This window comes from bacterium, assembly GCA_030693325.1.
Classification (GTDB): domain Bacteria; phylum Patescibacteriota; class Minisyncoccia; order UBA6257; family MFKM01; genus MFKM01.
The window spans coordinates 1-15,154 of record JAUYAV010000009.1 but is presented as its reverse complement, the minus strand read 5'-3'; the positions used below and the strand labels follow the sequence as shown (position 1 = coordinate 15,154).

Below are 15,154 nucleotides of genomic sequence, written 5' to 3'. Positions count from 1 at the left end.
CACGAATTTGTCCCCCGCGAAAAAGCGAAACTTGAACAATTGGCTAAAAATTTAAAAATCTCCATGACTGAATTAACTAAACGGGCGGATTCGCTTCATGAATCCAACCCCATGATGGGCCACCGCGGCGTGCGTTTGGGTATTACTTATCCCGAAATAAGCTCAATGCAGATACGCGCCATTTTTGAAGCGGCAGCCGAATTAATCAAAGAAAATAAAAATCCTTATCCGGAAATAATGATACCGGTTGTTTGCGACGCGAAAGAATTGAATAATCAGTTTGCGTTAATAAAACAAATTTATAAAGAGGTTTTGAAAAAATACAATCTCAAAAAAATTAAACATCTGTCCGGAACGATGATTGAAATTCCGCGCGCTTGCTTCGTGGCCGATCAGCTGGCCAAGACAGCGGAATTTTTCTCTTTCGGCACCAATGATCTTACTCAGATGGGATTTGGTTTTTCCCGCGATGACATCGGAGGATTTCTGCCGGATTATCTTAACAAAGGAATTTTACCCGAAGATCCTTTTCAATCAATTGACCGGGAAGGAATCGGCGAATTAATTAAAATCGGCGTTGAAAACGGCCGGAAAACCAATAAAAAACTTGAAATAGGCATCTGCGGCGAACACGGCGGAGAACCCCGTTCCGTGGAGTTTTGCCATCAGGTCGGCATGAATTATGTAAGCTGCTCCCCCTATCGTATTCCTATCGCCTGTTTAGCGGCCGCCCAAGCGGCGATATCGGAAAAACGATTATCGTAAACGGCCAAACAAATTCCGATGGAAGCGTAACCGCGCAGTCAATCCAGATTAGGCCGAAACCGACAAATTAAAATTGACTTTTTCTATTATTCGTTCTATAATTTAAATAGCCTAAACTTTAGGCTATTTAAATTTACAAGCTCATTAAAAACCAAAAAAGGAGGAGAAAATGTCTGATTTTATTATTGTTAATCAAGAAAACCTGGAAAGCATAGCAAAAGAGCTAACTAACAAAAAAGGCCACATTCTGATTGCCGAACCGGGACACGGAAGTTTTGAAAATAATGTTATTGACGCTCATTTAAGTTTTTATGGCCAGCCATTAACAGAAAAAGATAAGTACGGAGACTGTATGTATGTTGAGCGCGGAGAAAGAAAAGACAGAAACTATCTTTTGCGGCCAAAACCCCAACCTTCAAATAATCCGCTTTGGAATTCCTGCCGTGATTCTTTTGAGCGCCTGGCAATCGGACCCTACGAATTTTCTATTAATCTTCAGAGTACTGTCGGAAGGGGTCTTTTCACGGAAAAAGGTATAACCTTATACATTCCAAAAGATACACCGCTGAAACCTGCTTTCCGCTATGGCTTATCGCATATTGTTGAACAGATTAACGCCACCAACAAAAAAGAAAAAAACAAACAGTTTCTTATCAAAGAAACGGATATTGAAAAAATTGTTGACTATGCGATAGAAGACCTCAAAACAAATAAAATCTTCTCCAAAAATGTTTCAGCCGGAGTCATGGCTGACCAAGTCCTAGGATTATAATTACCCAAAAAACGCCTAATAGGTTAAAACCGAACGGCGTTTTTTTATTCTTTCTACGGTTACGAAACGAATTTTCCCGTTAAACGATTTTTTGATAAGATATTAATAAGCTAAATTTATGAAAATCTTTGTTAAGGCAAAACCCAAGGCCAAGGAAGAAAAAATCCAAAAAATTGACGACACTCATTACTCGGTTTTCGTGAAAGAGCCGCCGATACAAGGAAAAGCTAACCGCGCGATAATCAAAGCCCTGGCCGAATATTTCAAAGTATCCCCTTTCCAAGTGAATATTGTTTCCGGACATACTTCCAGAGAAAAAATTATTGAGATTCTATAATATAAAAATGCAACCAATAATTTTTTCTATAATAACTTTCCTTTCAATATTTTTTGGCGGCCTGTTTGCCATAAAATTTAAACACAAACTCCATCTGATTATGGGATTCACCGCGGGAGTCCTGCTCGGGGTCGTGAGTTTTGAAATTTTTCCGGAAATCATAGAGCAAATAAAAATTAATAACTTCCAATCAATTGAAGCGATGGTCGCTTTGGTAGCCGGCTTTTTGCTTTTCCATATTCTTGAAAAAACAATTCTCATCCACCACGCCCACGAAAGCGATTACGCGGAACACAAACATCCTCATGTCGGCGTTGCCTCGGCTTTAGCATTGGCAGGCCACAGTTTTATGGATGGAGTCGGTATCGGGCTTGGTTTTCAGATTAATGCCGCTGTCGGCCTATTAATCGCCATTGCCGTAATCTCCCACAGTTTCACCGACGGGATAAACACCGTGAGCTTGATGCTTAATCATAATAACAGCGATAAAAAATCCAAAATATTTTTACTCTTGCACGCCATAGCCCCAATTCTCGGAGCGTTATCAACGTTGTTTTTTAAAGTCTCTCCGCGCTTTTTGGTTTTATACTTGGGATTCTTCGCCGGCTTTCTGCTTTATATCGGCGCAAGCGATATCTTGCCGGAAGCCCATAGCAAACACAGCTCGTTTAAAATTATAGGTTTAACTTTATTAGGCGTTATTTTTATTTTTATAGTCACCCGTTTTATTTAGAGATTGAAATACTTTCAGTCGACAAAGCTCTATTCTCCGATTTTTTTAGTATAATAATAGAATGTCTTACAAAAACCAGGTTAAAATTGTTCCGGGAAAAAAAGGAAAAGAAATCATGGTCTTTTCGTTAAGCACTTGTTTCTGGTGTAAAAAAACCATGGATTTGCTAAGCGAGTTTAATCTGGAATACGGCTATATTGATTTTGACCTCTTAGAAGGCCGGGACCAGAAAGAAGCTTACGATGAAATTTCCAAATATAATCCCAACGCTTCTTTTCCCACGACTGTTGTCAATAACGGAGAAAAAATCATTATAGGATTTGACGAAACCGAAATAAAAAACTTAGCTGATGGAAAATAACAAGATACCGAAAGATAAAATAGAAAAAATATTTGCCGAACTTTTTTCCGGCAATAAAAAAAGGGGTTATTTTTTAAATCCGAACGAAAATTCCACCAAGAGTTTGATTGAGGCCCTGCTTATCAACGAACAAAGATACGGTTATCAGGCCTGCCCCTGCCGTTTGGCGAGCGGGAACAAAGAAGAAGACTTTGACATAATCTGCCCTTGCGATTATCGGGACGCTGATGTGGCGGAATATGAAACTTGTTATTGCGGCTTGTATGTTTCAAAAAATGTTTTTGAAAACAAAAAAGCGATTAAACCGATTCCCGAAAGAAGGCCGAACAAGGTCGAAAGAATAAAATTAAAAACAATGGAAAAAGAAACCAAAAAAAAAGAAATTGGCAATTTAAGCTACTCGGTTTGGCGCTGTGAAGTTTGCGGCTATCTCTGCGCCCGCGAAGAAGCGCCGGATGTCTGCCCTATCTGCGGCGCTTCCAAGGAAAGATTCGCTAGATTTATTTAGCTTGGGATAGATATCTCTTGATCCCCTTTTAGCAAAAGACTTGAACATTATTTAACTAGCGAAATTGAAAAATGATATTATTAAAAGGTCGCAATAACTAAATAAATAAAATATGCTGTCACAAATACCCTTGAATCTCAGTGAAGTCAAAAAAGAAGACCTAAACAAAGAAATCTTAAGAATCGGAATGCTGGCTGAACTGGACGCCATAAATCTTTACGAACAAATGGCCGCCATGACCGATAACGAAAACATCAAAAAAGTTGTTCTTGACATAGCCAAAGAGGAAAAAACCCATGTGGGCGAATTTCAGGCGCTTTTACTAAAAGAAGACCAGGAGCAACTGAAAGAATTAGAAAAAGGAAGAGAAGAAGTTGAAGAGTTAACAAAATAAAAAATGGTGTCAACTAAATTTTACACTTTGCCGGAATTGCCTTATGACTATAAGGATTTGGAGCCTTATATTTCCGAACAGCAATTAACAATTCATCACCAAAAACATCATCAGGCCTATGTCAATGGCGCCAATGCTATTTTAGAAAAGATTGATAAAGCCAGAAAAGAAAACGCCGACCTGGATATGAAATCAACTTTGAAAGAATTGTCTTTTAATATCGGCGGCCATCTGCTCCACTCGTTATTCTGGGAAAATTTAGCGCTTAGTGACCTGCCTGCGCAGGCGGGCAAAGGCGGCGGAGAGCCCAAAGGAAATCTAGCTGATTTGATAAAAAATGAATTCGGCGGTTTTGAAAGATTCAAAAAGGAATTCACGCAGACCGCCGCTTCGGTTGAGGGCTCGGGTTGGGCGGCTTTGGCATTTTGCAGCCAAACCCAAAGGCTGATTCCGATGCAGATAGAAAAACATAATGTTAATGTTTATCCGGGTTTTAAAATTTTGATGGTTTTAGACGTTTTTGAACACGCTTATTATCTTGATTACAAAAACGACCGGGCAAAATTTATTGAGGCCTTCTGGAATATAGTTAATTGGGACAGAATCGCGAGCAGAATAGAATCGCGGTAAAAGCTGACCATATTAATTTTTATTATACCTTAGAAATCAGAATCTCTGAAATAATTTAAATATGTTATAATTAAAATATACTCGGTAACTCAGCTTCAATGATTCGCTGATTCTTGGCGAACAAGAAGTACTGGGCAAAAGGTCAATATTAATCAAATAAAAAATATTAATTATCAACTTTGATATGTCTGGAAAATGTCGGAGTTGGGTTAACTAGATATGAACAAAAAAACACTTTTATTATTAATAGCGGCCGTTTTATTAATTGGGTTGGGAGTCGGCGGTTATTTCTACTGGAATAATTGGAGAAAATCCAAAACGGGAGCTAGCGCTGAAGAAAAAGCCCTGCAAGGAGCCGGAGAAGCTGCCCAAAAAATCACTGAAAGTGCGAGTCAAGGCACCCTACCTTCAATAGGAGCAAATCCCCTGGAAAGCAAACCAGACATCAACCCGGCCGACAAAGCCAATCCTTTTACAAATATTAAAACCAATCCTTTTGAATAATATGAAAACAAAATACCTGAATTTTATTATTTTGAGTTTTATAATAATCGGTTCACTCGTTTTAACGAACCAAGTATTCGCCCAAGAACCTACCGGAGCGGCGGATATCCAATATCCGGTCAAAGAATTGGGCAATTGCCAGGACAAAACATCCTGTAAAACTTATTGCGATAAACCGGAAAACACAGAGGCCTGCGTCAGTTTTGCCGAAAAAAATAATTTGATGTCTAAAGACGAAATTGATACGGCTAAAAAATTCGTGGCGTCAGGGAGCAAGGGTCCCGGCGGCTGCGCCGGCAAAGACGCCTGCGAAACATATTGCGATAACATCAGCCATATTGATGAATGCGTTTCTTACGCGGAAAAAAATAATTTAATGCCGCCGAAAAATTTGGCGCAAGCCAAGCAAGTCCAGGCGGCCATCGCCAGAGGCGTGAAACCGCCGCCCTGTAAAAATAAAAAAGAATGCGATTCTTATTGCGAAGACCCGAATAATATGGAGAAATGCGTGACTTTCGGCGTGGAAGCGGGTTTTATCCAGGGCAAAGAACTTGAAGATTCTCAAAAAATGCTGGCGGCTTTAAAAAGAGGCGTGAAACCGCCGCCCTGTAAAGGCAAAGAAGCGTGCGACCAATACTGCGGCGAACCTAATAATATGGAAGTTTGTACGAATTTCGCCATAGAAGCCGGTTTTATGACCGACCAAGAAAAAGCCGATTCTCAAAAGATGCTTGCGGCCATAAAACAAGGAATAAAGCCGCCGGCTTGTAAGGGGAAAGAAGCGTGCGACGCTTATTGCTCGCAAGACGCCCATTTTGAAGAATGTACTAAATTTGCCGAAGCGGCCGGGTTTATAAGTAAAGAAGACGCGGTTATGGTTCGCAAAACCGGAGGCAAGGGGCCGGGCGGCTGTAAAAGCAAAAACGAATGCGATACTTTTTGCAATAATCCCAACAATCAAGAAACCTGCTTTAATTTTGGTAAAGAAAACGGGATGATACCGGAAGCAGATTTAAAACAAATGGAACAAGGCAAACAACAATTTAAAGAAACTTTAAATCAAGCGCCACAGGCCGTGCTTGAATGCCTTAATTCCCAACTTGGAACCGATATAATGGAAAAATTCAAAAGCGGCACGGTTATGCCGCCCAGAGAAATAGGAAACCAAATGCGAACTTGTTTTGAAAAAGGCATGGGACAGCCGGGCGGCCCCCAACAAGGCCAGGGTGGGCCTCAAAACGGTCAGGATCAACAAAATCAAAATCAACAAAATCAGCAAATTCAACCATGGGCAGATATGTGTAGCTCTGATGGAAATGGGAATCCGACGGCGTTGGCCTGTGTTGATGGATCTGGAAAATTTATAACATCGGCTAAAGTAGGTTCGGATGGAAAGCCGGTTTGTCCTGCAGATTCGACGGCGAAGTGTGGTAATTATCAGCAAAATAATCAGCAGGGACAGCCTGGACAGAATCAGCAAGGTCAACCGGAAGATAAATTTCAACCTGGTCCAGGCGCAGTTAATCCCGGCGGACAAATAATGACGCAACAGGCGGGTCCTGGAGGATGTAAAGGGCCGGAGGAATGCCAAAAATACTGCTCTTCTAATCCTGATGAATGTAAAAATTTTCAACCTGGACAACAAGGACAAATACAAACACAACAACAGCAGCAGCCAACTGGCAATCAACAGCCGCCGACTCAACAAAACATGCCCCCGCAAGGACAGCAACCCCAGCAGGGAATGACAAACCCGCCGGAGGGAATGACGCCCACGGTGAATCAGCAACCGCCGGCAGGCAATATCGCTCCCCCGTCAACCCCGACTACTCCGCCGCCGGCTAATACCACTCCTCCGCCCAGCGGTTTTCTGAATCTGGAATCTTTCTTAGGGTCAATAACGCGCATCTTCACTGAAACGCTTCAACAAAGCGAATAACGAATGGTTGACTAAAAATCATATCAGGTGTATAAAAAGGAAAAGGTCGTATAATATAAACCCTAGTAATTAACAAGAAGTAGAAATTAACATAGAATATTTTCAAGATATTTGAGTTAAATTGAAAATTGTTAATTTAATTTATCGTGGATTTCAACAACGACAGAGAGGGTGGTTTCAAGCGGCAAATGATCCAAGGAAATTGGAAATGCGCCGATTGCGGCACTCCAATAACTGAATTGCCATTTGAGCCGCGTGACGGTTCAAGTGTCTATTGCCGGGAATGCTACGCCAAACGCAGACCCCCTCGCAGAGATTTTCGTCGGTAAGACGCAAATCTAGAAATACCGCCCCGATAAAAATCGGGGCGGTATTATTTTTTTAAAAAAATTTGCTATAATAAATAATATGAACAATAAAATAAAAAATTATTTAGGGGTCGCCATTATTGTCGTCTTATTATTTATGGCTTACGCAACGGTAAGTTATGTTAAAACTTATTCCAGATCAATTCAGCCGTCCTCATTCCGCAGTTTCTCGGTTTCGGCCGAAGGTAAAGTGGTAGCGGTGCCGGATGTGGCCCAATTCACTTTTGGCGTTAAAACCGAAGGCGGTTTAAATATCGCCGATTTGCAAACCGAAAACACCAAAAAAGTTAACCAGGCTATTGATTTTGCTAAATCCAACGGCGTTGAAGCTAAGGATATCAAAACCACAAATTACAGCTTAACCCCGCGCTATCAATATTTCAGCTGTCCGGTCCGCGACAATGGCGTAACGCCTTGTCCTCCGGCAGAAATCGTGGGCTATACCGTCAGCCAAACGGTTTCGGTAAAAATAAGGAACTTCGAAAAAATTGGCGATATTTTGGCGGGAGTTGTCAAAAACGGCGCCAATGAAGTTTCCTCTCTTTCCTTCGCTATTGATGATGCCACGTTAGTTCAGGACCAGGCCAGAAACGAAGCTATTACCAAAGCCAAAGTAAGAGCAATTTCCGTAGCTAAAGCCGGAGGATTTAAATTGGGAAGATTACTTTCAATTGAAGAAAGCGCAACGCCTGTGTATTACAACTATGCGACGAAAGCGGCTGGTATGGGAATCAGCGACGAGTCGGCTACTCCGAGCGCCCCCCCTGCCATAGAAGCCGGCTCTCAAGAAGTGTCAGTAACGATGATTTTGAAATACGAAATAGAGTAAGCTATTAAATTAAGCTTGCTTTAGAAAACCAAAATTTTCAACGGCTCAACCGTGATTTCCGTTGAGCCGTAGTTTTTAACATACTATTCCGCGAGTAAATTCAAAATGATTTTTATCATCACGTCTTTTTCTTTTGGATTACTTTCTGCAATCAAAAGCGCTAAGGCAACTAAAGCGTTATCATTTATTTTTCTTTCTCCGTTCTTTTTGTAAAGAAAATCATTTTTATCCAAAAAATAAACAAACAAAAACGCGCCGCTTCGCTTGTTGCCATCAGAAAATGGATGGTCTTTGATAATAAAGTACAAAAGGTGCGCCGCTTTATCTTCTATGCTTGGATATAATTTTTTACCGCCAAATGATTGATACAAACCGCGAATGATGCCCTCAAAACTGCCGTCTCTTTCTTGGCCAAACAAATCACCCGCTTCTTTTTTAGCCGCCAATTCTTTTTTTAATTCTGCGATAACGCGCAAACAATTTTCATAAGTCAAAATAAAAGTCGCTTTCTTGCCTTTGACTTCTTTTAGTTTTCCTTTATCATATTCTCCCAATAAAGTCAGTGTCTTGGCATAACCGGAAAGCAGACTCAAAAGTTCTCCTTCTTGGCCTTTGAGTAATTCTTTTTTTGATTTTTCTTGCAAAAATACGATGGCGGTTTGTAATTCGTTAAATTTTTCTTTTGTTTCCAAAAGTCGCTTTTCATTTATTGCATAGCCCTTAACGAGATAATTTTTGAGAGTTTTTGTGGCCCAAATACGAAATTGCGTCGCGCGCTTGGAATTAACGCGATAGCCGACTGATAAAATTATGTCGAGATTATAATACTCTATTTCCCGTTCTATTTGGCGATTCCCCTCTTTTTGAACTGTTGCAATTTTTGCAACAGTTGAATCTTTTAATAGTTCTCCGGAATCGTATATATTCCTGATGTGCCGCGAGATACCAGATTTATCAGTGTTAAAAATTCCGGCTATCTGATTCAAAGTAAGCCATACGGTTTCTTTTTCTAGCCGCACTTCAACCCGCGCCTCGCCCTTTAGCGCGCTGTAAATCACGATTTCTCCTTTTTTTATTTGTTCCTTTTTCGCCATTTTCTTTATTATTCTACCACGATTTTGGGGAGGATTTCCTTGATTTTCAACGGCTCAACGCGTTGAGCCGTTGAAAAAAATAGGCTTCTAGGGAGTAGAAACAAGCTTAAAAATCAAAATCTTTTGCTTTCTTTCGGGCTAATTCAAAAATCCTTAAGTTAAGATTTAAGTATTTGGCTTTAATATTTTTTTGGATGGATTTTTTAACGGAGTCCGGTTTTAACGGCAAAATATTTTTGAATGCGGCTAAAGAAATCAGGAATATGCCGGCGCCGATAGCGGTATTGAATTCTTTCCGGCAAATTTCGGCCGCCGGAACAAAAATAACTTTCTCGGAAAATTTTTTCAAAGTTTCCGAAATTCCTTCTTTGGTCCACGGCTTTTGGTTTGGAATCGCCAATAATAAATCATTAACTAAAAAAGAGGTTTTGGCTTGTTTTGAAGCGTAATAACAAGCTCTTAAAGATTCCTGTTTTTCCAAGGAGATTATTAAATCGGCTTCGCCTTCGGAAATAAGAGGCGAAGAAATTTCTTTGCCAAACCGCAAATGAACTTCCACCGGTCCGCCTTTCTGGGAAAGGCCGTGAAGCTCGGAGGTTTTGACGTCAAAATTCTGCGACCGGGCCGCTTGGGCTAAAATCTGGAGCAAGGTAATCTGCCCCTGCCCGCCGGTACCGATAATTATTATGTTGAAATTTTTCATGATATTAGTGATGCCAATCTACAGATTGCGAATGAATTAAATTAGTATATTCGCAATTCGCATTATTGGCATAAAATTAGCATATTGGCATCATATTTTTATTTATTTATAAATAGACATGGGTGTCTCGCGATAATCACTGAAACCTCTTTCTTTTTCAGAAAATCCTTAACCGTATTCTCAAATTCTTTCATTTTAACCGGGTCAACTATTTTGACGTTTTTCACGCCGCAAGCCCGGACAATCTCTTCAATTTTAAGTCCGGCAACGCCCGGATTGGGCTGATGGCCGGTCATCGCCGTAGTTCCGTTGTCCAATATTACAATCAGAGGGTTGGATTTGTTGAAAACGGTATTTATCAAAGCCGGAATACTGGCGTGGAAAAAAGAGGAGTCGCCGACAAAAGTGATAACTTTCTGTTTCGCGGCCTTTTCAATTCCGTGAGCGATGGAGATATCCGAACCCATGCAATAAAGATAATCCTGCGTTTCGTAGGGCGGATAATGAGCCAGCATATAACAGCCGATTTCTCCTCCGAAAACGGTATTTTTGGGAGCTATTCTTTTGAGTGTTGAAAAAACAAAATTGTAAGGACAGCCCTGGCAAAACCGGGGTTTTCTTTCGGGAAATTTTATTTTTTCAAATTCGTTTCGGTGTTTTTTAAAATCAAATTCGGTTTTTTTGCCGCTCAATTTTGAAATTGCCGAAATAACATCCTCGGGTTTGATTTCTCCGACTTCCGGCAAAAAATTTTTGCCGTTGATTTTTAATTTGGGGTTCCCCTCCTTAGCCAATCTTTCTACTTCTTTTTCCAAATACGGCTCTAACTCTTCAATTATCAAAACTTGATTAAGATTTTTAATGAAATTCTTTATCTTTTTTTCCGGCAACGGGTAAAAAAATCCCAGTTTCAAAATCGGTAATTCCAGCTTAAGTTCTTTAAGCGCTTCTTCGGCGTATAAATAGCCGACACCGGAGGTGATAACGCCGATTTTTGCCGGCCGGCCTTCAACAAAATTCAAAGGTGATTTTTCTGACACTTTCTCTCTAATGGCTTCAATTTTATCAAGCAATTCCCGGTGCATTTCCAAAACCCGGGGCGGCATAGTCACGAACTGGCGAGGATTTTTTATGAATTGGGCTTTGCGGTTTTCTTTCTTAATCTCGCCGAGATTTACCAAGCCCGATTGGAGAGCCACTCTGGTGGTTTCCCTTATCATCACCGGAATTTTGAATTTTTCCGAAAGCTCAAAAGCCAATTTTGTGAATTCCTTGCATTCCTGCGGTGTTGACGGTTCCAAAGTGGGAATATGGGCTTTTAAAATATGACCCCGGCTGTTGTCTTCCGATTGAGCCGAACTCCAGCAAGAAGGATCATCGGCCACCACAATAACCAATCCCCCTTTGACGCCCGAGTAAACCAATGGATATAAAAAATCGGAAGCGACATTCAGGCCGAAATTTTTCATCGCCACCAAACTCCGTAAACCGCAGAACGATGCTCCGGCCCCTGCCTCAAGCGCTATTTTTTCATTAACCGAAAATTCAAAATAAAAATTCTTTGCTATTTTTGAAAATCGGGAAAAATCATAAAAAATATTGCCGATTTCCGAGGCCGGCGTGCCCGGATAAGTGGAAATAAACTGAACGCCCGCTTCCAACGCGCCCCGGACAATCGCTTCATTGCCCAAAAGAAGAACTTTTTCGCCTTTATTTTTAAGAATTTCCTTTTGCATACTAAAGCATTTTATCACAAAAAAATAAAATTAATTAGAGGTTAAATCAATCCCCGCGCCTTTGGAAAAAATGACTGGGTGTGATAGAATATTTTTAAATCTAAATCACTTATCAAAAAATCATGTCCAACGAAATCAAAAAGAGAGACGGCCGGATAGTAAAATTTGAACAGGAAAAAATAACGAAAGCTATCGTTAAAGCGTTGACCGCCAGCGACCAGGGCGATGGCATAAAAGCCAAAAAAATTTCCGAAAAAGTTGTCGCTTTGATGCAACGCCGTTTCAAAAAAACGGAAATTCCCACCGTTGAGGAAATTCAGGATATCGTGGAAGAAGTTTTAATTTTAGAGGGCTATGCCGAGACCGCCAAAGCGTATATTTTATACCGGGAACAACGCCGGAAAATAAGAGAGGCCTCCACCGCTATTAATGAATCAGTGGAAATGGTTGACCAGTATATTTCCGAATTGGATTGGCAGGTCAAGGAAAATGCCAATATGGCCTATTCCCTTCAAGGATTGAATCATTACGTCACTTCCGCCGTCACCAAAAAATATTGGCTTAACAAAATTTATCCCGAAAAAATCCGGCAAGCGGCGGAGGGCGGCGACCTTCATATTCATAATTTGGATTCTTTAGCCACTTATTGTTGCGGATGGGATTTATACGACCTTTTAATAAAAGGTTTCGGCGGCGTGGCGAGTAAAGTGGAAGCCGGGCCGGCCAAGCATTTCCGAAGCGCTTTGGGCCAGCTGGTTAATTTCTTTTATACCCTCCAGGGAGAATCGGCCGGCGCTCAAGCTGTTTCTAATTTTGACACCCTGCTCGCCCCTTTTATCAGATACGATAATTTAAACTATCAGCAAGTCAAACAGGCGCTCCAAGAATTTATTTTCAATTGCGCCATTCCTACCCGGGTTGGTTTCCAGAATCCTTTCACTAATATCACTTTGGACGTCTCACCATCAGCGGCCCTGGCCAATCAATCAGTGATTATCGGCGGCAAACCGCAAAAAGAAACTTATAAGGATTTCCAGGAAGAAATGAACGTTTTAATCCGGGCATTTTACGAAGTCCTGATGGAAGGAGACGCCAAGGGCAGGCCTTTTACTTTCCCCATCCCGACCATCAATATCACCAAGGATTTCCCCTGGGACAGCCCGTCTTTAAAACCAATGTGGGAAGCCACGGCTAAATATGGAGTAAATTACTTCTCTAATTTCATCCTATCCGATATGAAACCCGAAGATGTCCGGAGTATGTGCTGCCGTTTGCGTTTGAGTAATGCCGAGCTTTACAAGCGGGGCGGCGGTTTATTCGGCTCCAATCCCCTGACCGGTTCTATCGGAGTCGTCACCGTCAATTTGCCCCGGCTCGGCTATCTTTCCAAAACTAAAAAAGAATTTTTTGTAAGATTGGCCGAAGTTATGGATTTGGCTAAAGAAAGCTTGGAAATTAAAAGAAAAGCTGTTGAAAATTTCATTGAAAAAGGTCTGTACCCTTATTCAAAATATTATCTTTCCGGAGTGAAAAAAATGAGAAACGCTTATTACGCCAATCATTTTTCCACTATTGGCTTAGTGGGAATGAATGAAGCCCTGCTGAATTTTATGAATGAAGACATATCTTCCAAAAGCGGAAAAAAATTCACCTTGGAAGTTTTGGATTTTATGAGAGAACGATTAATCCGATACCAAGAAGAGACCGGATATTTATATAACTTAGAAGCCACCCCGGCGGAATCAACCGCTTATCGGCTGGCCCAGAAAGACAAAGAAAAATATCCCGAAATTATTTCGGCCGGCACAAAAAAAACACCTTACTATACCAACTCTACCCAATTGCCGGTTAATCACACTGATGATATTTTTGAGGCCTTAAAACTGCAAGACGAAATTCAAGCCAAATACACCGGCGGCACTGTTTTGCATCTTTTCTTGGGTGAAAAAATATCCGACGCCCAAACCGCCAAAAATTTGATTAAAAAAGTTTTTGAGAATTTTCATCTGCCTTATGTCACTTTAACCCCCACTTTCTCCATCTGCCCCACTCACGGTTATTTAACCGGAGAACATTTTCTCTGCCCGAAATGCGCCATTAAACAGCCCTGCGAGGTTTATACAAGGATAGTCGGGTACCTTCGTCCCGTGAGTCAGTTTAATGTTGGGAAGCAGCTCGAATTTAGCGAAAGGAAGACCTTCGTCTTGAATCATAAATCATGGAGCATGGAACATAAGACGCGGAAATCCAAGATTCATGTTTCATGATTCAAGATTCATGTTCCAAGCTTTATGCTTATCGGCGGTTTACAAAAACTTACGTTGATAGATTATCCGGGCAAAATCGCGGCCACGGTTTTTTTAGTTGGCTGTAATTTTGCCTGTCCCTGGTGTTATAACCCGGAGCTGGTTTTAGCCGAAGATATTAAAAAACACGCTAAAATTTCTGAAAAAGATTTTTTTGATTTTCTTAAAAAAAGAAAAGGACTGCTTGACGGCGTGGTGATCTGCGGCGGAGAACCTACCATAAATAAAAACCTGCCGGATTTTATAAAAAAAATAAAAAAACTGGGATACGCGGTAAAGCTTGATACCAACGGCTCAAATCCCGAAATGTTGAAAAACTTGATTGATGAAAAATTGATTGATTATGTCGCGATGGACATTAAGGCGTCACTAACAACTAAAAACTTAAAACTAAAAGCTAAAAGCTACGACGAAGCGACTGGTGTAAAAACAAACCTGAACAAAATTAAAAAAAGCATTGAAATAATCAAAAAATCCGGAATTGATTACGAATTCAGAACCACAATCATACCGAAATTACACCAATCAAAAGATATTATAGACATAGCCAAGCAATTAAAAGGCGCTAAAAAATATTTTCTACAGCAATTCAAGCCCGAAAAAACAATCAACCCGAAATACGAAAAATACAAACCCTTCAGCCAAAAGCAGTTAGAAACCATTCAAAAAGAATGCAAAAAATATCTGCCTACCGAGTTAAGAAATCTCTAAATCAAAAAGGCGGTTGAATAACCGCCTTTTTGATTTTATCCGGAGAATGCTTTGATTATTTGCCACCCTTCTTTTTCTTTTTCGCAAAATAGGAATAAGCCAAATAAATAATCAAACCGATTATTAAGATAACGACTGCGCCGACAAAATTATTTCCCGTGCCCAAGGTTATGAAATTGCTAATCGTGGCAAGGAGAAGATTCGGTCCTTTAACAACTAAAATTTCTGGCAATGGCTGTTGTTCTTTTTTTGGAGTTATTGTTTCTGGTGTTGGTGCCGGAGTTAGTTTGGGTGTTGGGGTCAGTGTTGTTTCCTGTGTCGGGGTTGGTGTTGGCGTCGGCGTCGGAGTTGGCGTAGAAACAGCATTAATCGTATAACTTCCGATTGTTGAAGCCGAACCGACTGATACGCCCTCGCCTATTACATCAACGCCTGTGAAGCCAATAGAGGCTGCGCCGGCGCTT

18 protein-coding genes are annotated in these 15,154 nt (G+C 40.8%); 14 read left to right on the top strand and 4 right to left on the bottom strand.

The window, feature by feature from the left end; genetic code table 11:
* The 12 genes from Q8N22_00680 to Q8N22_00625 all read left to right on the top strand — a co-directional run.
* Positions 1 to 765 (top strand): putative PEP-binding protein (locus Q8N22_00680; protein MDP3052457.1); only part of this gene is annotated, 765 nt, incomplete at its 5' end.
* A 169-nt stretch (positions 766 to 934) separates the two neighbouring features.
* Entirely contained in the window at positions 935 to 1,537 is a 603-nt protein-coding gene (locus Q8N22_00675; protein MDP3052456.1) for a hypothetical protein, read from the top strand.
* 118 nt (positions 1,538 to 1,655) lie between these two features.
* A complete protein-coding gene (locus Q8N22_00670; GenBank protein ID MDP3052455.1) occupies positions 1,656 to 1,874 on the top strand; it encodes a DUF167 domain-containing protein in 219 nt (72 codons plus the stop codon).
* Positions 1,875 to 1,881: 7 nt separating this feature from the next.
* Positions 1,882 to 2,607 carry a ZIP family metal transporter gene (locus tag Q8N22_00665; GenBank protein MDP3052454.1) on the top strand — a complete coding sequence of 242 codons (726 nt, stop codon included), beginning with the start codon at positions 1,882 to 1,884 and terminating at the stop codon, positions 2,605 to 2,607.
* Between the two features lie 61 nt (positions 2,608 to 2,668).
* Complete coding sequence (locus tag Q8N22_00660; GenBank protein ID MDP3052453.1) at positions 2,669 to 2,968, top strand: glutaredoxin family protein; 300 nt, start codon at positions 2,669 to 2,671, stop codon at positions 2,966 to 2,968.
* Positions 2,958 to 3,476: a ferredoxin-thioredoxin reductase catalytic domain-containing protein gene (locus tag Q8N22_00655; GenBank protein ID MDP3052452.1), complete on the top strand. Its 519-nt coding sequence runs from the start codon at positions 2,958 to 2,960 to the stop codon at positions 3,474 to 3,476. Before Q8N22_00660 ends, Q8N22_00655 begins: the two co-directional genes overlap by 11 nt.
* 112 nt (positions 3,477 to 3,588) lie before the next feature.
* The gene (locus tag Q8N22_00650) at positions 3,589 to 3,870 is read left to right on the top strand and encodes a ferritin family protein (GenBank protein MDP3052451.1); all 282 of its coding nucleotides are present in this window, start codon (positions 3,589 to 3,591) and stop codon (positions 3,868 to 3,870) included.
* Positions 3,871 to 3,873: 3 nt separating this feature from the next.
* Positions 3,874 to 4,500 carry a superoxide dismutase gene (locus Q8N22_00645; GenBank protein ID MDP3052450.1) on the top strand — a complete coding sequence of 209 codons (627 nt, stop codon included), beginning with the start codon at positions 3,874 to 3,876 and terminating at the stop codon, positions 4,498 to 4,500.
* A gap of 219 nt (positions 4,501 to 4,719) precedes the next feature.
* Positions 4,720 to 5,004 carry a hypothetical protein gene (locus tag Q8N22_00640; protein MDP3052449.1) on the top strand — a complete coding sequence of 95 codons (285 nt, stop codon included), beginning with the start codon at positions 4,720 to 4,722 and terminating at the stop codon, positions 5,002 to 5,004.
* Between the two features lies 1 nt (position 5,005).
* Positions 5,006 to 6,943, top strand: coding sequence for a hypothetical protein (locus Q8N22_00635; protein MDP3052448.1), 1,938 nt, complete (start codon positions 5,006 to 5,008; stop codon positions 6,941 to 6,943).
* 188 nt (positions 6,944 to 7,131) lie between these two features.
* A complete protein-coding gene (locus Q8N22_00630; protein ID MDP3052447.1) occupies positions 7,132 to 7,272 on the top strand; it encodes a hypothetical protein in 141 nt (46 codons plus the stop codon).
* Between the two features lie 79 nt (positions 7,273 to 7,351).
* Positions 7,352 to 8,140, top strand: a complete 789-nt coding sequence (locus tag Q8N22_00625) for an SIMPL domain-containing protein (GenBank protein MDP3052446.1) — start codon at positions 7,352 to 7,354, stop codon at positions 8,138 to 8,140.
* A gap of 83 nt (positions 8,141 to 8,223) precedes the next feature.
* On the opposite strand, the gene Q8N22_00620 is transcribed toward Q8N22_00625, so the two are convergent.
* The 3 genes from Q8N22_00620 to Q8N22_00610 all read right to left on the bottom strand — a co-directional run bounded on the left by Q8N22_00620 (position 8,224) and on the right by Q8N22_00610 (position 11,673).
* The gene (locus Q8N22_00620) at positions 8,224 to 9,234 is read right to left on the bottom strand and encodes a virulence protein RhuM/Fic/DOC family protein (protein ID MDP3052445.1); all 1,011 of its coding nucleotides are present in this window, start codon (positions 9,232 to 9,234) and stop codon (positions 8,224 to 8,226) included.
* A gap of 106 nt (positions 9,235 to 9,340) precedes the next feature.
* Complete coding sequence (locus Q8N22_00615) at positions 9,341 to 9,937, bottom strand: 2-oxoacid:acceptor oxidoreductase family protein (protein ID MDP3052444.1); 597 nt, start codon at positions 9,935 to 9,937, stop codon at positions 9,341 to 9,343.
* Between the two features lie 98 nt (positions 9,938 to 10,035).
* Positions 10,036 to 11,673, bottom strand: coding sequence for a thiamine pyrophosphate-dependent enzyme (locus Q8N22_00610; GenBank protein ID MDP3052443.1), 1,638 nt, complete (start codon positions 11,671 to 11,673; stop codon positions 10,036 to 10,038).
* Between the two features lie 122 nt (positions 11,674 to 11,795).
* On the opposite strand from Q8N22_00610, the gene Q8N22_00605 reads away from it, so the two are divergent.
* Together Q8N22_00605 and Q8N22_00600 are read left to right on the top strand one after the other, a co-directional pair.
* Positions 11,796 to 13,940: a ribonucleoside triphosphate reductase gene (locus tag Q8N22_00605; protein ID MDP3052442.1), complete on the top strand. Its 2,145-nt coding sequence runs from the start codon at positions 11,796 to 11,798 to the stop codon at positions 13,938 to 13,940.
* A 24-nt stretch (positions 13,941 to 13,964) separates the two neighbouring features.
* Positions 13,965 to 14,690, top strand: a complete 726-nt coding sequence (locus tag Q8N22_00600) for an anaerobic ribonucleoside-triphosphate reductase activating protein (GenBank protein ID MDP3052441.1) — start codon at positions 13,965 to 13,967, stop codon at positions 14,688 to 14,690.
* A 55-nt stretch (positions 14,691 to 14,745) separates the two neighbouring features.
* Here Q8N22_00600 and Q8N22_00595 read toward each other — a convergent pair.
* Positions 14,746 to 15,154: hypothetical protein (locus Q8N22_00595; protein ID MDP3052440.1), on the bottom strand; the 409-nt coding region annotated here is incomplete at its 5' end.